The following is a 16,034-nucleotide window of genomic DNA, read 5'->3' as shown; positions in this document are numbered from 1 at the left end:
AGTTAGCAGACCTCGAAGGTCACATTGAACTGAAATATTTAGACGAATCCGGGTGTTGCTTGTGGAGTCCCGTCAGCTATAGCTACAGTCGCATTGGGGAGCAAAAGCGGCTCGAACAAACTCAACGTCGCAATGGACGGATCAGCATTTTAGGGTTGTGGCAACCCAATTGTCACTTCGAGTATGCTTTGGCTCAAGGGGGATTCAAGAGTGCTAGTTATTAACCCGGCAATAATTGAAACTACATTTGTTCAAGCAGCATAAGCAATGAAGGGATGTTGGAAATACTTGACAATCCGAGTAGGTAATTTCTGAAGCTTGAATAGATGGGATCGTAACCGCCGTTTCAACTGACTCAAATTGCGTGTGGGCGGCTTGGAATGCACGCCTTGTTTGACATCGCAATTGAGATACTCGGCTGGATTCAACTGGGGAGCGTAGGGTGGTAGCAAGTACATTTCAATTTTATCTTGATGGTTTTGTAGCCACTGGTACACGGCATCCGAGCGATGCACGGGATGGCGATCAACAATCCACATCAGCTTTCGTTCTCGTTTGGCAATCAAGCGCTCTAAAAAGGTGATGAACACCTGTGCTGTGAGTTTCTGGGTGTAGAGCATGAAGCGAACTTTGCCTTGATTGCTGACACTCGCCAGGTAATTGACACTCACTCGTTGCGTGTTCGGTTGGATTTCTGGAGTCTGTCCAATCGGGGCATAGCCACGACCGACTTGGGCATCGGAGCGCAGTCCTGATTCATCCCCCCAAGCGATTTCTGCATTTTCTTGCTGTGCCCGTTGCTCGAGCACTGGGTACTCCAGCTCTAGCCAAGCTTTTACCTGCTGAGGGTCTTGCTCATAAGCCCGTTTGAGCGGTTTCTGCGGCGTATATCCCCAACGCTTGAGGTATTCCCCAACGGTGCGAATTGGCATCTCTACACCACACTCATTGGCAATCAACGTTTGCACCGCACTTCGCGTCCACAATGCACTGTCAATGGCTAATTCATCTGGGAAATGCTCAGTGACCAACTGTTGCAGGTGGGCTTCTTCGCCGGGGGTGAGTGTGCGACCCACTCCTGGTTTGTTGCCTCGCTTCTGCTGATGCAACGCGGCTTCTCCCTGCTGTTGATAGGCTCGCCACCACTCCCAGACGGTTGTCCGATGTACTCCCAGATAAGTTGCAATCTCACTTGCTCGCTTACCCTGTTGTCTCAGGCGAATCGCTTGCTGGCGGAGGTAGTCTTGGATGGTTGGATTCAGTAATCGAGCATCTGGTTTATTCATAGTCTGATTCTATCGATTCTGCCTCTCATCCTGTCGGCTCTTCAATTGCCGGGTTAATATGTCCAAGTCATGGACTGGATTGCCGAGAAGGCATCTGTTACCCTGGCTCAAACGGGGMGATTAACGGTAGTTGTTCAAGATAATGGCTCTGCCCATACCAGTCGTCTGGCTCAGCAACAATGGCTCAAGTGGCAAGCCCAAGGATTGTTCCTCTTCTGGTTGCCACCCTACTGTTCTGAGATGAATCGGATCGAGGAGCAGTGGCATCAACTCAAAACCCATGAAATTGCTGGGCGGATGTTTGAGCATGAAGTTGATTTAGCCGATGCGATCATCGAGGGAATGCAAGCTCGTAGTAGTAGGGGCAATTACTCCCTGGAACGTTTTATATTTAATTCCTCCTGACTACTTAGAATGCCTGTGACCAAGCAGAGTGCATCCTGGCGTGATCAACCCACTCAACAAAGGTTTGCCTTAAGAAAATTGGACAAGACCATCGCCAGTGGACCCAATGCTTCTTGCCGCTCTCTTCTTTGACAGGAGCAATACCGATATAGCTCATGAACGATTGGGCACAATCAAATCGGCTTCTATCTTCGCCAAAGGCTGCGAGAAGTCGAGGAGCTAAATGGGGACCTGCGCCAGGAAGTGTTCGAAATAGTTCAGCATCAGGCAAGGAGGTAAATAGCGATTCAATCTGGGCTTCAAATTTAATCAGTTGTTGCAAGACGACTTTGAGCAATGCCACCAGCCCTTGGGTCAAGGCTTGCGCAGGTTGGATGATCGCYGCATCTTGGGTCAGAGGGGGTCCCGCWTCCTGAATTTGCTGAGTGCGACGTTGAATCGTCGCGTTACGGATGATGTGATGAGACCGAAARAATTGCTTTAAKGCTTCAGATGTTGCTGTCTGCGCCGATTCTAAATTGGGGAATTGTTCGAGAAATTCACAAAAGGCGATCGTATGTTTATCCTCAAACCAATCGAGCACTTGCGGATAGTAGGACTTGAGAGCAGCAGTAATGCGATTGGTCAGACGCACTTTCTCGCCGACTAACATACGCCGAGACTCTACCCACTGGCGCAATTCCCGATGTTTTGGACAACCTGCCACCCAAATGTCGAGCTTATCGCTGTGCCGCTGCATCAGTTCGACGCTTGGCATCAATGGGATCTGATTTGGCCCGTGAGGGTTGAAAGGCTTTGCGGTAATTGGCGACGGTGCGCGGATTAATTGGCACTAAAACTAGATTGTCGTATTGGCATAAGCCATAGAGCAAGGGTCCCCGTTTTTGCTCTAATCCCACCAGTAATTGGGTTTCCCCATATTGCTGACGAAGCTGGTTGACCCAATCGGCAATAGCTTGAGGGGTAGACTGAATCGTGGTGTAGCTCCAACTCTGCTSCTGACAATCATAGAGGCTGATATCGTGCTTGCGATCAGCCCAGTCAATGCCAATATAGGCAGCAAATGGGGTAGTGATTTGAGACAGTTTCATTGTGTTAGATTGAAGGTGTTTTTGTTGTGTCGGAGAGTCTGCCACTAATCGTGCCAGCGAAAAGATTATGGAGAAGGTATTGTCCTTGTTCCCTGAGCATTCGTTAGGGCACTGTTAGATGAATGAAAGGAGCGATACGATATGTTAGTAGTCATCCACTGACGCCCGCTGCATAGTCGTCTCCTAGCATTGGCAGATTCTCTCCTTCTTTGACTTTAAGTCTTTCTTCAGAACTCGGTGTATCTGGTCTCAGGAGCGATGCGATATGTTAGTAGACATCAAAACTGTCGCCCAATGCATAGTCGTCTCCTGGGTCAGAATTATCCCGTCTCCCCATAAACCGCGCTGCACCGGAACGTAACAATATGGTCGGTTCAGTTGCAAAGGTTATCTGCGTCCGGTGAGCGCGATCGTTATGTGTTTTGAACAAACTGGTTGTCATCGAAAGTGGTAACAACTTTAGGTAAACATATTGTCTTATGCATAACACTATGCATGACAATAAAGATAAATATATCAAATTACAAAAGGAAATTGAATATGAATGGCAGTACGACAACCATCAGTGGCAAATGTCCGGTGATGCATGGCGGTGTTACGGCAACCAGCATGTCAAACATGGAATGGTGGCCCAAGGCACTTAACCTCGATATTCTGCATCAGCACGATAGCAAGACCAATCCGATGGGAGCGGACTTCAACTATCGGGAAGCGGTTAAGGAACTCGACGTAGCCGCACTCAAGCAAGACCTGTACGCGCTAATGACGGACAGCCAGGAATGGTGGCCAGCGGACTGGGGCCACTATGGGGGTCTGATGATCCGCATGTCCTGGCATGCAGCGGGTACCTATCGGATCGCGGATGGTCGCGGTGGTGCGGGTACCGGCAATCAGCGTTTTGCGCCCATCAACTCCTGGCCAGATAACGTCAACCTGGACAAAGCGCGCCGTCTGCTCTGGCCCATCAAGAAGAAATATGGCAACCAGCTCAGTTGGGCGGATCTGATTGCCTACGCTGGCACCATCGCCTATGAATCTATGGGGCTAAAGACCTTTGGCTTCGCCTTTGGACGGGAAGATATTTGGCATCCTGAAAAAGATATTTACTGGGGGTCCGAGAAGGAATGGCTCGCCCCCAGCAACAATCCCAACAGCCGCTATTCCGGTGAGCGGGATCTGGAAAATCCGCTGGCTGCCGTGATGATGGGGTTGATCTACGTTAACCCCGAAGGTGTGGACGGTAATCCCGACCCACTCAAGACCGCTCATGATGTGCGCGTGACCTTTGCCCGCATGGCCATGAACGACGAGGAAACCGTCGCCCTTACCGCAGGTGGCCACACGGTGGGCAAATGCCACGGTAACGGCGATGCTGCATTGCTCGGTGCGGAACCCGAAGCCGCCGATGTCGAAGAACAGGGCTTGGGGTGGCGTAACAAGACCCATCGCGGCATTGGGCGCGATACCGTGACCAGCGGCATTGAAGGGGCATGGACGACCTATCCCACCCGATGGGACAACGGTTATTTCCACATGCTGTTGAATTATGACTGGGAACTGAAGAAGAGTCCGGCAGGTGCGTGGCAGTGGGAACCCATCAACGTCAAAGAAGAAGACAAACCCCTCGATGTAGAAGACCCCACGATCCGCCGCAACCTGGTCATGACTGATGCCGACATGGCCATGAAGATGGATCCCGAATATCGGAAGATTTCCGAGCGGTTCTACCATGACCCCGACTACTTCGCTGATGTTTTTGCGCGGGCCTGGTTCAAACTGACCCACCGGGATATGGGACCGAAGGCGCGTTACATTGGCCCCAATGTGCCGCAAGAAGACCTGATCTGGCAGGATCCAATTCCCGTCGGGAATGCCAACTATGATGTTCAGTCCGTGAAGGACAGAATTGCCGCCAGTGGTCTGAGCATTAACGAAATGGTATGCACCGCCTGGGACAGTGCCAGAACCTTCCGGGGGTCGGACAAGCGCGGGGGAGCTAACGGGGCACGTATCCGCCTGACCCCGCAGAAGGATTGGGAAGGCAACGAGCCTGCCCGTCTGGCCAAGGTGCTGGCTGTATTAGAAGGCATCGCGGCGGATACCGGTGCCAGCGTCGCGGATGTCATCGTCCTTGCGGGTAACGTCGCCATCGAGCAGGCTGCCAAGGCTGCTGGCTTTGACATTACCGTTCCCTTCTCCCCTGGCCGGGGCGACGCAACGGACGAGATGACCGATGCCGAATCGTTCGAGCCGCTGGAACCTATCCATGACGGCTACCGTAACTGGCTTAAGCAGGACTACGCCGTCAGCGCCGAAGAGCTGATGCTCGATCGCACGCAACTGATGGGGTTGACTGCTCCTGAGATGACGGTGCTGGTTGGCGGTATGCGTGTGCTGGGTACCAACTATGGCGGCACCAAGCACGGTGTGTTCACCGATCGCGAAGGCGTATTAACCAACGACTTCTTCGTGAATCTGACGGACATGAACTACCTGTGGAAGCCAGCCGGTAATAACCTGTATGAAATCTGCGATCGCAAGACCGATCAGGTTAAGTGGACGGCGACACGGGTAGATCTTGTCTTCGGCTCCAACTCGATCCTGCGGGCCTATGCCGAAGTCTATGCACAGGATGACAACAAAGAAAAGTTCGTGCAGGACTTCGTGGCAGCCTGGACAAAGGTGATGAATGCCGACCGCTTTGATCTGGCCTAATAATATGCATCTCCACGCTGTTGATCATCGCAGCGTGGGGATAGGTATATAGCTGTGTCCAGGCTGATCCCGCTATTGAACTTAAGTAATCATAATAAAAGCCGCTTAGAAGGCAATAAAACACATAATCGGGTTGAGGAGGGCATTTAACCCTCCCCTCCCACACCACCCTGCATGCGGGTCCGCACAGGGCAGTTCATGAAGACGCGCAAACAACGCTGATGATTAAGCGTAGCCCTGGACTTTCATCCACAGACTGCGAATTGATAGCAATCCCTGTTGCTCTAACCACTCATTGGTCATTCCCGTTTGCATCGAAGAGCGTTTTCGACAAGCGCCAATAGCCCTTGCGACTAATGCCCGTCAAAATCGCATGACGCTTGCTTGTCCCGAGCTTCAATAAGTTGGCAATGCGGGTTCTCGGTCTGCGCCATTGCTTCCTAAGGTGGTCCCCGAAAATTGGACAGGGGGTTAAGCTCTGAACGACACCCAAGATGGTAGGAGTAGTTCATGAGTAACAAGCGCAAACAATACAGTTCCCAATTCAAAGCCAAAGTCGCCCTGGAAGCCATTCGAGGCGAGAAAACGGTGGCGGAGTTAGCCAGCCAGTACGAAGTCCATCCGACGATGATCAACAACTGGAAACGGCAGGTGTTGGAGGAAGCCAGCAGTCTGTTTGAGAAGGGGAGTGAATCGACGAAAGCGGATGAGAGTCAGCAAGCCCAAATCAATGAGTTGTATCGGCAGATTGGGCAATTGAAGGTGGACCGGGATTTTTTAGCCAACAGGTCAGCACAGTTGGGACTGAAGAACGAAAAGCCCTGGTAGTGCCTGACCACCTGCAACTGAGTGTAGTGCGCCAATGTCAATTACTGGGCATTGCCCGTTCTAGCTTTTACCATCGTCCCCAAGCTCCGCCAGAGGAGGAGTTGACCCTGTTGAAGCTGATTGACCAGCAATACCTAAAAACGCCGTTCTATGGGAGCCGAAAGATGAGGGTGATGCTACGTCAACACGGCTATGCCGTGAATCGCAAACGGGTACAACGGTTGATGCGACAGTTGGGCATTGAAGCGATTTATCCCAAACCTCGGCTCTCTCAAGCCCATCCACAGCATCAGGTCTATCCCTATCTGCTGCGGGATCTCAAGGTCACTGGGGCGAATCATGTTTGGTGTACTGACATCACCTATTTACCTGTTCTGAAGGGGCATTTTTACCTGGTTGCCATGATGGATTGGTTTAAAAGAAGTCCAACGATGGTTTCATTGGTATAATCAAGAGCGTCCACATCAAGCATTGAAGTATCGCACCCCAGAAATGGTGTATTGGGAAACGCATTCACGGAGTGTCTCTGAAAGAGAATCGCTCTCTAAAGATGCTTGAAATGGACATGGAGATCTCTCATTTCAGAGCTTAGAGATCCCTCAGAATTGTCCAACCGATAGGATCCACCTCAATCGCCCAACGTTACGTAGCGTCTTTTCACACAGCGGTAGTTGGTAACATCACCGTTACGGTTGTGCCAACGTTCACTTCACTCGCCAAATCAATACGTCCCCGGTGCAAGTCAACGCATCGTTTGACGATCGCGAGTCCCAGCCCGGTGCCTTGAATTTCACCCACATTACTGGAGCGGTGGAAGGTTTCAAACAACCGTTCCTGATCCTTCAGTGGAATCCCAATGCCCTGATCCTGGATTTGAAAGGTTGCCATCGTCCCCTCACAGGTGACATCAAAGCGAATCTGTCCCCCCTGGGGAGAATACTTGATGGCATTGGAAAGTAGGTTGGTTAGAATATGCTGCATCAGGGTACTGTCCATCGTGACTGGGTTGTTCTCTCCCTGATAGGTTAAGGTCAGGGTTTGCTGGGCGCTGAGATTCACCTGCAAGGTTTCGATGATTCCCTGGCAGAACGGTTTCAAGTTCAATGGTTTAGGGTTATATTGCAGTCCTCCGGCTTCGGTTCTGCCCAGCACCAGGACTTCATCCAGCAGGCGCAGCATATCTGAGATCGAGTCTTGAATCAGTTTGAAGTAAGCTTCTTTCTGCGCTTCATTCAGGTGACGATTGGGATTTTGCAGTGTCTTGGCACAACCGCCAATCGTCGTCATGGGATTGCGAAATTCGTGGGACACCATGGAAACAAATTTCGACTTGAGCAAATTGAGTTCCCGCTCTTTTTCTAACGACTGCAAGATCTGCTGCTCGTTTTCCTGGAGTTGCTGATTTGCCTGGAAGAGTTCTGCCGTCCGTTCCTGCACCCGCTGTTCTAACTGGTGATACAGACGGGCATTTTCAAGCGCGATCGCCGCCTGGACTGAAAGGAGTTGTAAGACCTCTAGCCGTTCAGGTGTAAAGGCATCGATCGTGAGATTGTTTTCCACATAGAGAATACCGGAAAGTTTGCCCTGATGCATCAACGGCGTGCAGAGGATAGACTTGGGCTGATATTGAATGATGTAGGGATCCTGGCTGAACCTACTGTCCTGAGTTGCGTGGTTAAGGACGACGCTTTCCTGGGTACGAACCACATAATGGATAATTCTGATGGCAAGCGGACGATGTAAGGTGATGGCATCTTCCAGCGGAATGGATTGCAAGACCGTCACCGGTTCCTGAGGTGCATCTGCGGTGGCCGCATGATGGATTACGCCTTCAGCCTCAATCAGCAACTTGCCCTGGGTTTCTAAGATTAAATAGCCCCGCTCCGCACCCGCATTTTCCAGCAAAATCTTCATCAAGTTACTTAGCAACTGATCCAACACAATTTCACTCGCAAGCGTTTGAGCCGCTTTCATCAGCGTACCCAGATCCAGAACGGCGGATTCGGTGCTGTTGGAGGTGTCTGGCGAAGTGGATCGGACTTGGCTGAGGGTACTGGATTGGCTTCGTCTAGCGTGATCGCTCAAAAGCTGGGAATAGCGTTCCTCTAAATCCTTGACCTTGGCGATGGCTCCCCATTGCTGATAGGTATAGTGAGCCTCTAGTAAGTAAACGGGGGCGACTTTAGTTTGTCCCCTGCTCAAGTAGAACATAGCCGCTAATTCGTTCGCCAGCGCTGCTTCCTGGCGATAGTCGTGCTGATTGGCCAAGTCAATGGCGCGATCGTACGCCTCCATCGCTGCTAGGGGGTTTCCCAGGATACGGTAGCGTTCGGCTTCGACGAGTTCAAACTTATGTTGATAGTTCATGGGAGCATGGTCTGCCCAATGCTGCATTTTTTGCTGATTGCTGGCAACCCTGTCCAGGATTTGCGATCGTTCAGCCAGGGACGCATCTGCAACGATCGCAAGATGCGCCAGGGAGTCATAAAAGTAAGCGATGGGAACCACCAGCAGCCCCATGGCCCCGTCGCTTAAAAGCTGGATCGCAGTGGCGGCAGCTTGAGTCGCCTGGGCATAGTTCTGAAACCAGTAATGCAATATCAGCTTGTTGAGAGACAGATGAAACAGCGTACTTTGATCATTTTTGGCAAGGTGCTGGGGCAACTGTTCGCTTTCATTGTAGCTGGCACCGACTAAAGCGCAGGGGTGTGCGGACTGCCCCATCAAATTGAAAATGGCTTGATGATAGATGCTGGTTAAATTCACAGCTCGTGGCTGGTTAAATTGACGCAGCGTCTTTGCATAGGCAGTCATTTCCACATCCAGTTCTGGCAAAGGCTTGCCCACCAAATAGGCATGGTAAAAACGAAAGGCGATCGCCGCCGTAGCGTATTCTAAATCTCCCGTTTCTAAGCCCTGCTGATAGGCTTCCAACAGTGGATTTAACGTTTCCCGAAGATGCTCTTTCCAATGGCGCAGGTAGATATTTACCAACAGCAAGGTTTTAGGCACAAATTCTTTAGCATCCAATTGAGGCAAGAGATGGGATGCCAGTTGAGCAAACTGATAGCCCTGATCCAGGTTATCTTCAACCCCACAAAGCACCATGCCATAGTCGGCATAGCCAAAGGCTGAACCTGGGGCGTTGCCATATTCTAGGGAAAGCTGCATTTTTTGGAACACCATCAGTTGCCACAGGTGAGGCGCGGTGAAGTAAGTGGGTGTACAGACGCAGGCGATCGTCTTCATGGCAGCCAGTTTCAGCGGGTCGGTCATCCTGGGTAGCTGAAGCAAATCTTCAACCGCTCTCCCTGCCAACACCCGTTTTGTTTGTCTGGCTTGTTCCACAATGTCGGTGAGATCAGGATTGGGCGGTATCCTGACTTCCAGGAGGTTCAACGCCTTGAGGGCGATCGTGATTGCCTCCGCCATACGACCCTGGGTGATGCAAGCCCGCATTTGGATTTGGTAAATCGTCACCTGATCGAGTGGATCGCTGGTTTGTTGCAACACTAATGCCGTCAGAGCTTCCATTTGCTCAAAGTCGCTGCATAGATAGGCAACTTCTGCCGAAGTCACATACAGAGCCAGCGTCAACTCATACGCCTGACTCCAACTGGTGACACTCAGTAAGTTACGACCGATCGCTAAATAGTTGGCAGCGGTTTCATAGGCGACGGATGCCTGAGCAGACCGACCTGCCATCAAATTGAGTGCGGCTAATTCATGCTTTTGGGTCTGATCCAGAATTAAATCTAATCCCACATTCAGGTGGTTAACAATGTCAAAAACCTTGCTTTCTAAGTCGTCTGCTGGTGTAGCTTGCCAGAGCAATTGTCCCACTTTGAGATGAATCGGTTGCCGTAGCGCTTCAGAAATGAGCGCATAGGCTGCTTGTCGCACCCGATCGTGGGCAAAGCGGTAAGCGGGAGAGGGATGGAAATCTGTCTGCTTCAGCCCATTGATCGATTCATGCTCCAGGAGATGTGCCGACTGGAAGAGCTTATAACCATTTCCGATCGGCACAATCAGCCCAACCTGTAGCGCATCCCATAGATCAGCCGCCACTGCCGTGGGGGACTGTTCACTGACGATCGCCAGCGTGGCTAAATCAAACTGATAGCCAATGCAAGCCGCCAACGTCAAACGTTGTTGAGCAAGGGATGGTAATTTTTGAATTTTGCCAACCACCAACTCAACTACATTATCGGTTAGCTGGGCAGCCTGGATGGTATGTAGATCCCACAACCACTGACCTTGCTGTGGATCAAAATTGAGGTGCCCGTCCTGATAAAGGGCTTTCAATAGCTCATTCAAGAAAAAGGGATTGCCATCCGTCTTTTGCATCAGCAGTTCTGCCAGAGGCAGTGCCTGCGCTAAATCACAGTTGACTGTATCGGCAATCAGTTCGTTTACATGGGCGATCGACAACGCTGAAAGAGCAATGGTATGGTTTGAAACTCCTGCCTGCTGAACTTGATTCAGGGTTGCCGCGAGGGGATGGCTTGCCGTGACTGCATTGTCTCGATAGGCACCAATCACCATCAGGTATTGACCATCGGGAGCGGTAAGCAAGCGCTGAATCAACTTGAGAGAGGCGCGATCAGCCCACTGCAAATCATCTAGAAAGATCACCAGGGGACGATCGGGCTGAGTAAACACCCGGACAAAGTTTTGCAAGGCAAGATTAAAGCGATTTTCGGCGGCGGCGGGAGCCAGATCGGGCACAGCAGGCTGTTCACCCAGAATGAGCTGCACTTCAGGGATCGCGTCGATGATAACCTGCCCATTTTCTCCCAGAGCCGACAATAGGTGTTCTCGCCAGTGGGCAATCTCCTCTGCCGTTTCAGACAGGAGTTGACGCATCAGGTCACGAAACGCCGCAATCAGGGCGGTATAGGGTTTGTCGCAGTGAAACGGGTCAAATTTTCCAGCAATCAAATACCCCCGTTGCTGGGTCATGGGTCGATACAGTTCCTGGACTAAGGCTGACTTGCCAATGCCCGCATGACCAGACACCAGAATCAACTCGCAACTGCCGCTGGCAACTCGCTCATAGGCTTTCAATAACGTCTTTACGTCTGCTTCTCTGCCATATAGTGTTTGGGGAATTTGGAAGCGGTCAGACCGATCGCGCTCAGCCAGGGGAAAGGTGGCAATCTTGCCGTGGGTTTGCCACTGCTGCAAGCAGCGCTGCAAATCTGCCTGAATGCCCCAAGCACTCTGATACCGCTCTTCGGCGACTTTTGCCAGGAGTTTCGTCACCAGGTTGGAAACCACTACGGGGATTGATGGATTGATTGCCTGGAGTGGGATTGGCTGTTTAGCAATGTGGCAATGCACCATTTCCATGGCATCGTTGGTGACGAAGGGCAGTCGATCGCACAACAATTGATACAGCAGCACACCCAGGGAATAGAAATCCGTGCGGTAATCCATCACCCGATTCATGCGACCTGTTTGCTCTGGAGACATGTAGGCAAGGGTGCCCTCAATCACCTTCGGACTGCTCAGGGTCGGGTTTTCTCGCGACAAGGCAGCAGCGATGCCAAAATCAATGATTTTGACCTGTCCTGTCGTTGGATTGACGGCAATATTGGATGGGTTGATGTCCTTGTGGATGATGTTTTGCTGGTGAATGTCACCCAGGCTTTGGGTGATTTGCATCGCCAGGTTGAGCACCTCGACCAGGGTGAACGATCGCTGCTGCATCAAGTGACTCAGGGCAACCCCACCAAAGTCCTCTAACACGATCGCCAGCCCACGGGGATAGGTTTCCAGGCTATAGGCTTTAGCTACTCCCGCCAGATCCAGGCTGTGAGTAATGGTATATTCCAGCCGCAAGCGTGCGATCGCCTCAGGCGAGGGATACGCTTGCTTCAGTGTCTTCAAGATCACTGGCAGCCGATCGCACTCGCGCACTCCCCGATAGATAAACGATCGAGGACTTTCATGCAACTGTTCAATAACTTGATAGCCTGGGATCGTAACCATCGGTTGGCTTGGCTCAGAGAAGCACCATGGCTCAGACAACCTCAATATTGTTGATCTATGGCTGTAAAGCAAGCCTTCTTTACATTTTTTTGATGTCTGTAGCGATCACTCAGCGGCTACCTCAAACGCATCTTGAAGGAGGCATGACGGTTCAATTTAAAGCCTCTATCAATCTCAAAGACTTTCACAACAGCGAAGGCAATCGCCAGGGAATCGCGACGGCAAGCCAATTAGCGTCGAATCTACTGCACGTAAGTTTCTTTGGTGCGATCGGCATAGCGCTTGAGCCAAATGGCATTTCGTACCCGATCGATCCGTTTCTTTGGGCACTCTTGTCTAGCGAGTGTAGAGGAGGACTGCATGGTGTATCTCATAACGCACGCGATCGTGCCCGTAGTAAACCTGAAAAGATACAGAAAGATTCTGCCTATCCACCTTCAGCAGCGTATTATACGGAAAGATTTTACCTAAGTGCTAAATCTGGGGCATTATGCCGAACCATCCTGCCTATCCACCCACTGCGGGATCTTAGGCAGAAACTTTCTGTCTATTAATCGTTGGGCTGCTTAGGTTATCGAGGGCAGCAACCTGAGTATTCTCGGTTGGCACGCAGCACCTATATAGCGCAAACCACCTATTCTACGCAAAGCAAGATACCCTACAACCCTTACTGGTTCTCTGGTTCGGACTTAAAATGTGAAAAACGTAAGACGCTATTGACAGTTTGAAAATAATTTGCCATTATGAGGTGTAGGGAAGGGCAAGTAAACATGAACAAAAGTTTTAAGCAAATCCCGATGTCCGAATTAAGAGTCAAGCTGCCAAAACTTAGGCGGCAAGTTCAGTCGGGTAACTTGCGGATTGTATGTACTCACTATGGTGAAGTTGCAGCCTTTTTGCTTCCACTTCAAGATATTGATGTGCTCAATTCAGAAGAGGGAGAGCCTAGTATTCAGAACAGTGAAGAGATTCCTCTCACTGAGTTTCGTGATCAGTTAACCGAATCATGGGAGAGGCTTTTGGGTGGAATAGATTGTATCTATCTGACGTTTCATAAAAGGCGGGTTGTGGCATTTGTATCGCCTCGCTTCACGCATTACCTTTCATTACCACTGATTGGTGATGCAGATAAAGTTTTGTTTGTTCCTTCTGAGATTCAGGTCTAGTTATTGCAGCATGAGGAGCTAATTGAAGTGTTCAAGTTCACGTATTTTGATTCTCAAATTAAGACGATACTTTCTGACAGAAGTACATTCTGTGATCTGGCAGTAGAGCAGGAACTTGCGCCTGTTCTAGAAGTTCTAAAGCAGACTGGCGAAGTTGAAGGGGCTTGGTGTGGTGTCAAGCCTGGTGTTTCGGGATTAGTTTATGAACTCAGGGGAAGAACTTTCCAGCTTGCCTATGCTGTTGACGTTCCAAGAAAAGAGATCAGGTTTTATGAGTTTCAACAGATCTCTCACTTAATTGATTGGAAAACTGCTCTAGATCAAGATCTGCGTAGAGGTGAGCAACAGCCCATTTACATCCCTCAAATCGGTGATCCACAAAAGTACATTAAGACTGTTGAGCTAATTCATGGTGGAACTAACACATCTAAATCTTTAGGTATTGCTTTTGGCAGTGGTGCCAAAAAAGAAAAAGATTTGGCTAGGAGAGGAGATTATCTTGGACGACCTGTGATGGAGATTGGTCTTGCCAGTCGAGGTTCAGCCGAGAATAAGTCTTCAAGCATTTACGTCTTAACAGATCGAGGTAAAAGGATTGCCCAGAGCGATGATCAGGAAACTCGTGAACGTCTTCTTGCAGAAGCATTGCTAGGGTTCTACCCGATTCAAATGATTATTGAGAAAACAACTCGTGACGATCAAGAACTCACTAAAGAATTAATTCAAGAGGTGATTTCTCTGGTGAGTTTCGGTGATTGTGGAGGAACCACTAACCCTCGCAGAGCGAGTTCTTTACGAGCATTGGTGAATTGGGTGTCACGATGGGCTGGCATTCCAATCCGACGAGAAGGTAATGATGGTATCCAACTCTATATCCCTCAAATCTATGCAAACTAAACCATACGATTTTGAAACTCAGCGCAAAGTTGGACAAGAAGGAGAAACCTTCTTAGACCAATGGTTACATCCTGTCTACAAAGTACTTGATGTCTCTGGGGAGATGAAGTATCAGCAAGCAGGGATAGACAGAATTGTCACTCGGTCTGATGGATCAGTCATCACGATTGAGTATAAGTTTGACCTTGTGGCTAAACGGACAGGCAATCTCTTCTTTGAAACTATCTCGAACGACAAAGAGATGATTCCAGGCTGGGGGTGGAGTTCTCAGGCGGATTACTGGATCGTCCTGGTACCAGAGCAAGAAATTCTTGTTTTCAAACCAGGAAAGCTGAGAGCGCTAGTTTGGGAGTTACAGAAAACTCTTCAGAAGAGAAGTGTTCCCAATAGAGGATACAACACAGTCGGCTATCCCATTCCACTAACCCAAGCTAGAAAAGTTGCTTTTCAAATCAAGACTCTTTACCTAGAGAGCCTTTGAACTGTTTAGAGGTCTTAGAGACTTGTCTGCTCATTAAATTTGTACCGAGGTAGGCTGATGCTGAATGTAACTATTGATGAAATTCAACGTGATCCCTTGAAGTACCTTCATCAGGTAGAGGCAGGCGAAACTCTTGTCATTGTTAGATCTGACAAGCCTATTGCCGAACTTAGACCTATTGCCAGTAGTAAGCAATTGCGCCCATTTGGTTTGTGTGCAGGTGAGTTTATTGTTCCAGATGATTTCGATGCTCCTTTGCCGGAAGACCTTCTAAGCGCATTCGAGGGCAAATGAGGATTCTGCTAGATACGCACATCTTTTTATGGTTCATCAGTGGCGATACTCAGTTGTCAACGGATGTTCGGGATGCAATTCGCGATCCAGACAATGAGGTTTATCTGAGCGCAATCTCAGTCTGGGAAGCAATTGTCAAGTACCAGTTGGGCAAGCTACCTCTGCCGGAGCGTCCCGAAACGTATTTACCCAAACAGCGCGATCTACATCAAATTGCCAGTCTTGCCCTTGATGAAATTAGTGTGGTTCAACTGGCTAAACTGCCACTATTACATCGTGATCCATTTGACAGAATGCTTATCTGTCAAGCTTTACAAAATGGTTTGACAATTGCGACAGTGGATACAGCAATCCGTGCCTACTCAGTCAATGTCATGTAGCAGAGCAGCCCAACACTGCGTTGGTGCGGACGGCATAGAGGTTATCGGTGAGAGTTCGAGGGTATCTGCCGCCGCACAACTTCACCGTTGGGCTGCACTACTTCCCTCAATTTGAATGTTTCCTTTAGGAGCTATGTTTTATGAGTTCTGAAGAAGACGATAGTATTTCAATTAAAATTCAATCTGCAACACCTATAGCATTAGCTGGTACGGCGACTTTTATAGTTCGTGTCTACAGCAATTTCCAGCCTAGTGAGGCGTATTTGATAGAATGATTTGTATGTTTACTTCATGCTCAATCAAGTGCAACCATACTCACTAGATCTTAGACAGAAAATTGTTGATGCATATCTTGAAGGGAATACGTCGCAACGTCAAATCGCTATACAATTTCGAGTTGCTTATAGTTTCGTGCGAAAGTTAATCAAACAACATCGGGAAACAGGTGAGATTGTCCCCAAACAACGAACTGTGCAAACACCGACCAAACTAAGTGT

The 16,034-nt window shown here is 49.6% G+C and carries 17 protein-coding genes and 1 pseudogene; 14 read left to right on the top strand and 4 right to left on the bottom strand.

The window, feature by feature from the left end; translation table 11 throughout:
* A pseudogene (locus tag BST81_RS27830) lies at nucleotides 1-167 on the top strand (IS630 family transposase); the annotation flags it as partial.
* Nucleotides 168-251: 84 nt separating this feature from the next.
* Here the strand turns inward: BST81_RS27830 and BST81_RS26460 are convergent.
* A complete protein-coding gene (locus BST81_RS26460) occupies nucleotides 252-1,286 on the bottom strand; it encodes an IS630 family transposase (RefSeq protein ID WP_075601477.1) in 1,035 nt (344 codons plus the stop codon).
* A 69-nt stretch (nucleotides 1,287-1,355) separates the two neighbouring features.
* On the opposite strand from BST81_RS26460, the gene BST81_RS26455 reads away from it, so the two are divergent.
* Entirely contained in the window at nucleotides 1,356-1,691 is a 336-nt protein-coding gene (locus BST81_RS26455) for a transposase (protein ID WP_075600792.1), read from the top strand.
* Between the two features lie 4 nt (nucleotides 1,692-1,695).
* On the opposite strand, the gene BST81_RS26450 is transcribed toward BST81_RS26455, so the two are convergent.
* Nucleotides 1,696-2,448, bottom strand: coding sequence for a transposase (locus BST81_RS26450; RefSeq protein WP_216351470.1), 753 nt, complete (start codon nucleotides 2,446-2,448; stop codon nucleotides 1,696-1,698).
* Nucleotides 2,411-2,782, bottom strand: a complete 372-nt coding sequence (locus tag BST81_RS28640) for a transposase (RefSeq protein ID WP_216351469.1) — start codon at nucleotides 2,780-2,782, stop codon at nucleotides 2,411-2,413. Before BST81_RS28640 ends, BST81_RS26450 begins: the two co-directional genes overlap by 38 nt.
* A 540-nt stretch (nucleotides 2,783-3,322) precedes the next feature.
* On the opposite strand from BST81_RS28640, the gene katG reads away from it, so the two are divergent.
* From katG to BST81_RS29325, 4 genes are all read left to right on the top strand, one after another.
* Nucleotides 3,323-5,497 carry a catalase/peroxidase HPI gene (gene katG / locus BST81_RS26445; protein ID WP_075601476.1) on the top strand — a complete coding sequence of 725 codons (2,175 nt, stop codon included), beginning with the start codon at nucleotides 3,323-3,325 and terminating at the stop codon, nucleotides 5,495-5,497.
* A gap of 510 nt (nucleotides 5,498-6,007) precedes the next feature.
* On the top strand, nucleotides 6,008-6,325 hold the full coding sequence (locus BST81_RS26435) for a transposase (RefSeq protein ID WP_075601475.1): 318 nt from the start codon (nucleotides 6,008-6,010) through the stop codon (nucleotides 6,323-6,325).
* Complete coding sequence (locus tag BST81_RS26430; RefSeq protein WP_171974863.1) at nucleotides 6,325-6,774, top strand: IS3 family transposase; 450 nt, start codon at nucleotides 6,325-6,327, stop codon at nucleotides 6,772-6,774. The genes BST81_RS26435 and BST81_RS26430 overlap by 1 nt, the downstream gene beginning before the upstream one ends.
* Complete coding sequence (locus BST81_RS29325) at nucleotides 6,734-6,883, top strand: integrase core domain-containing protein (RefSeq protein ID WP_083637107.1); 150 nt, start codon at nucleotides 6,734-6,736, stop codon at nucleotides 6,881-6,883. The genes BST81_RS26430 and BST81_RS29325 overlap by 41 nt, the downstream gene beginning before the upstream one ends.
* Before the next feature lie 99 nt (nucleotides 6,884-6,982).
* Here BST81_RS29325 and BST81_RS26420 read toward each other — a convergent pair whose 3' ends face one another.
* Nucleotides 6,983-12,319 carry an ATP-binding sensor histidine kinase gene (locus BST81_RS26420; protein ID WP_075601474.1) on the bottom strand — a complete coding sequence of 1,779 codons (5,337 nt, stop codon included), beginning with the start codon at nucleotides 12,317-12,319 and terminating at the stop codon, nucleotides 6,983-6,985.
* A gap of 26 nt (nucleotides 12,320-12,345) precedes the next feature.
* On the opposite strand from BST81_RS26420, the gene BST81_RS26415 reads away from it, so the two are divergent.
* The 8 genes from BST81_RS26415 to BST81_RS26385 form a co-directional block, all read left to right on the top strand.
* A complete protein-coding gene (locus BST81_RS26415; protein WP_075601473.1) occupies nucleotides 12,346-12,873 on the top strand; it encodes a hypothetical protein in 528 nt (175 codons plus the stop codon).
* Between the two features lie 216 nt (nucleotides 12,874-13,089).
* Entirely contained in the window at nucleotides 13,090-13,485 is a 396-nt protein-coding gene (locus BST81_RS26410) for a prevent-host-death family protein (RefSeq protein WP_171974862.1), read from the top strand.
* A gap of 27 nt (nucleotides 13,486-13,512) precedes the next feature.
* Nucleotides 13,513-14,382 (top strand): hypothetical protein, encoded by an 870-nt coding sequence (locus BST81_RS26405; RefSeq protein WP_143780516.1) that lies wholly within the window; start codon nucleotides 13,513-13,515, stop codon nucleotides 14,380-14,382.
* A complete protein-coding gene (locus BST81_RS26400; RefSeq protein ID WP_075601471.1) occupies nucleotides 14,372-14,863 on the top strand; it encodes a hypothetical protein in 492 nt (163 codons plus the stop codon). Before BST81_RS26405 ends, BST81_RS26400 begins: the two co-directional genes overlap by 11 nt.
* Nucleotides 14,864-14,920: 57 nt before the next feature.
* Complete coding sequence (locus tag BST81_RS27225; protein WP_083637106.1) at nucleotides 14,921-15,157, top strand: prevent-host-death protein; 237 nt, start codon at nucleotides 14,921-14,923, stop codon at nucleotides 15,155-15,157.
* Complete coding sequence (locus tag BST81_RS26390) at nucleotides 15,154-15,537, top strand: type II toxin-antitoxin system VapC family toxin (protein WP_075601469.1); 384 nt, start codon at nucleotides 15,154-15,156, stop codon at nucleotides 15,535-15,537. Before BST81_RS27225 ends, BST81_RS26390 begins: the two co-directional genes overlap by 4 nt.
* Before the next feature lie 140 nt (nucleotides 15,538-15,677).
* Complete coding sequence (locus tag BST81_RS29185; RefSeq protein ID WP_290439467.1) at nucleotides 15,678-15,812, top strand: hypothetical protein; 135 nt, start codon at nucleotides 15,678-15,680, stop codon at nucleotides 15,810-15,812.
* 16 nt (nucleotides 15,813-15,828) lie between these two features.
* On the top strand, nucleotides 15,829-16,034 hold a 206-nt coding region (locus BST81_RS26385; protein WP_216351468.1), incomplete at its 3' end, for a helix-turn-helix domain-containing protein.

The organism is Leptolyngbya sp. 'hensonii' (assembly GCF_001939115.1).
Taxonomy (GTDB): Bacteria; Cyanobacteriota; Cyanobacteriia.
The sequence above is the reverse complement of the archived record's forward strand: the minus strand, read 5'-3'. Positions and strand labels throughout refer to the sequence as shown.

Coding starts and splice junctions, on each gene's coding strand:
- BST81_RS26460 (WP_075601477.1), bottom strand. CDS start 1,286: ATGAATAAACCAGATGCTCGATTACTGAATCCAACCATCCAAGACTAC.
- katG (WP_075601476.1), top strand. CDS start 3,323: ATGAATGGCAGTACGACAACCATCAGTGGCAAATGTCCGGTGATGCAT.
- BST81_RS26435 (WP_075601475.1), top strand. CDS start 6,008: ATGAGTAACAAGCGCAAACAATACAGTTCCCAATTCAAAGCCAAAGTC.
- BST81_RS26420 (WP_075601474.1), bottom strand. CDS start 12,319: ATGGTTACGATCCCAGGCTATCAAGTTATTGAACAGTTGCATGAAAGT.
- BST81_RS26415 (WP_075601473.1), top strand. CDS start 12,346: ATGGCTCAGACAACCTCAATATTGTTGATCTATGGCTGTAAAGCAAGC.
- BST81_RS26410 (WP_171974862.1), top strand. CDS start 13,090: ATGAACAAAAGTTTTAAGCAAATCCCGATGTCCGAATTAAGAGTCAAG.
- BST81_RS26400 (WP_075601471.1), top strand. CDS start 14,372: ATGCAAACTAAACCATACGATTTTGAAACTCAGCGCAAAGTTGGACAA.
- BST81_RS27225 (WP_083637106.1), top strand. CDS start 14,921: ATGCTGAATGTAACTATTGATGAAATTCAACGTGATCCCTTGAAGTAC.
- BST81_RS26390 (WP_075601469.1), top strand. CDS start 15,154: ATGAGGATTCTGCTAGATACGCACATCTTTTTATGGTTCATCAGTGGC.
- BST81_RS29185 (WP_290439467.1), top strand. CDS start 15,678: ATGAGTTCTGAAGAAGACGATAGTATTTCAATTAAAATTCAATCTGCA.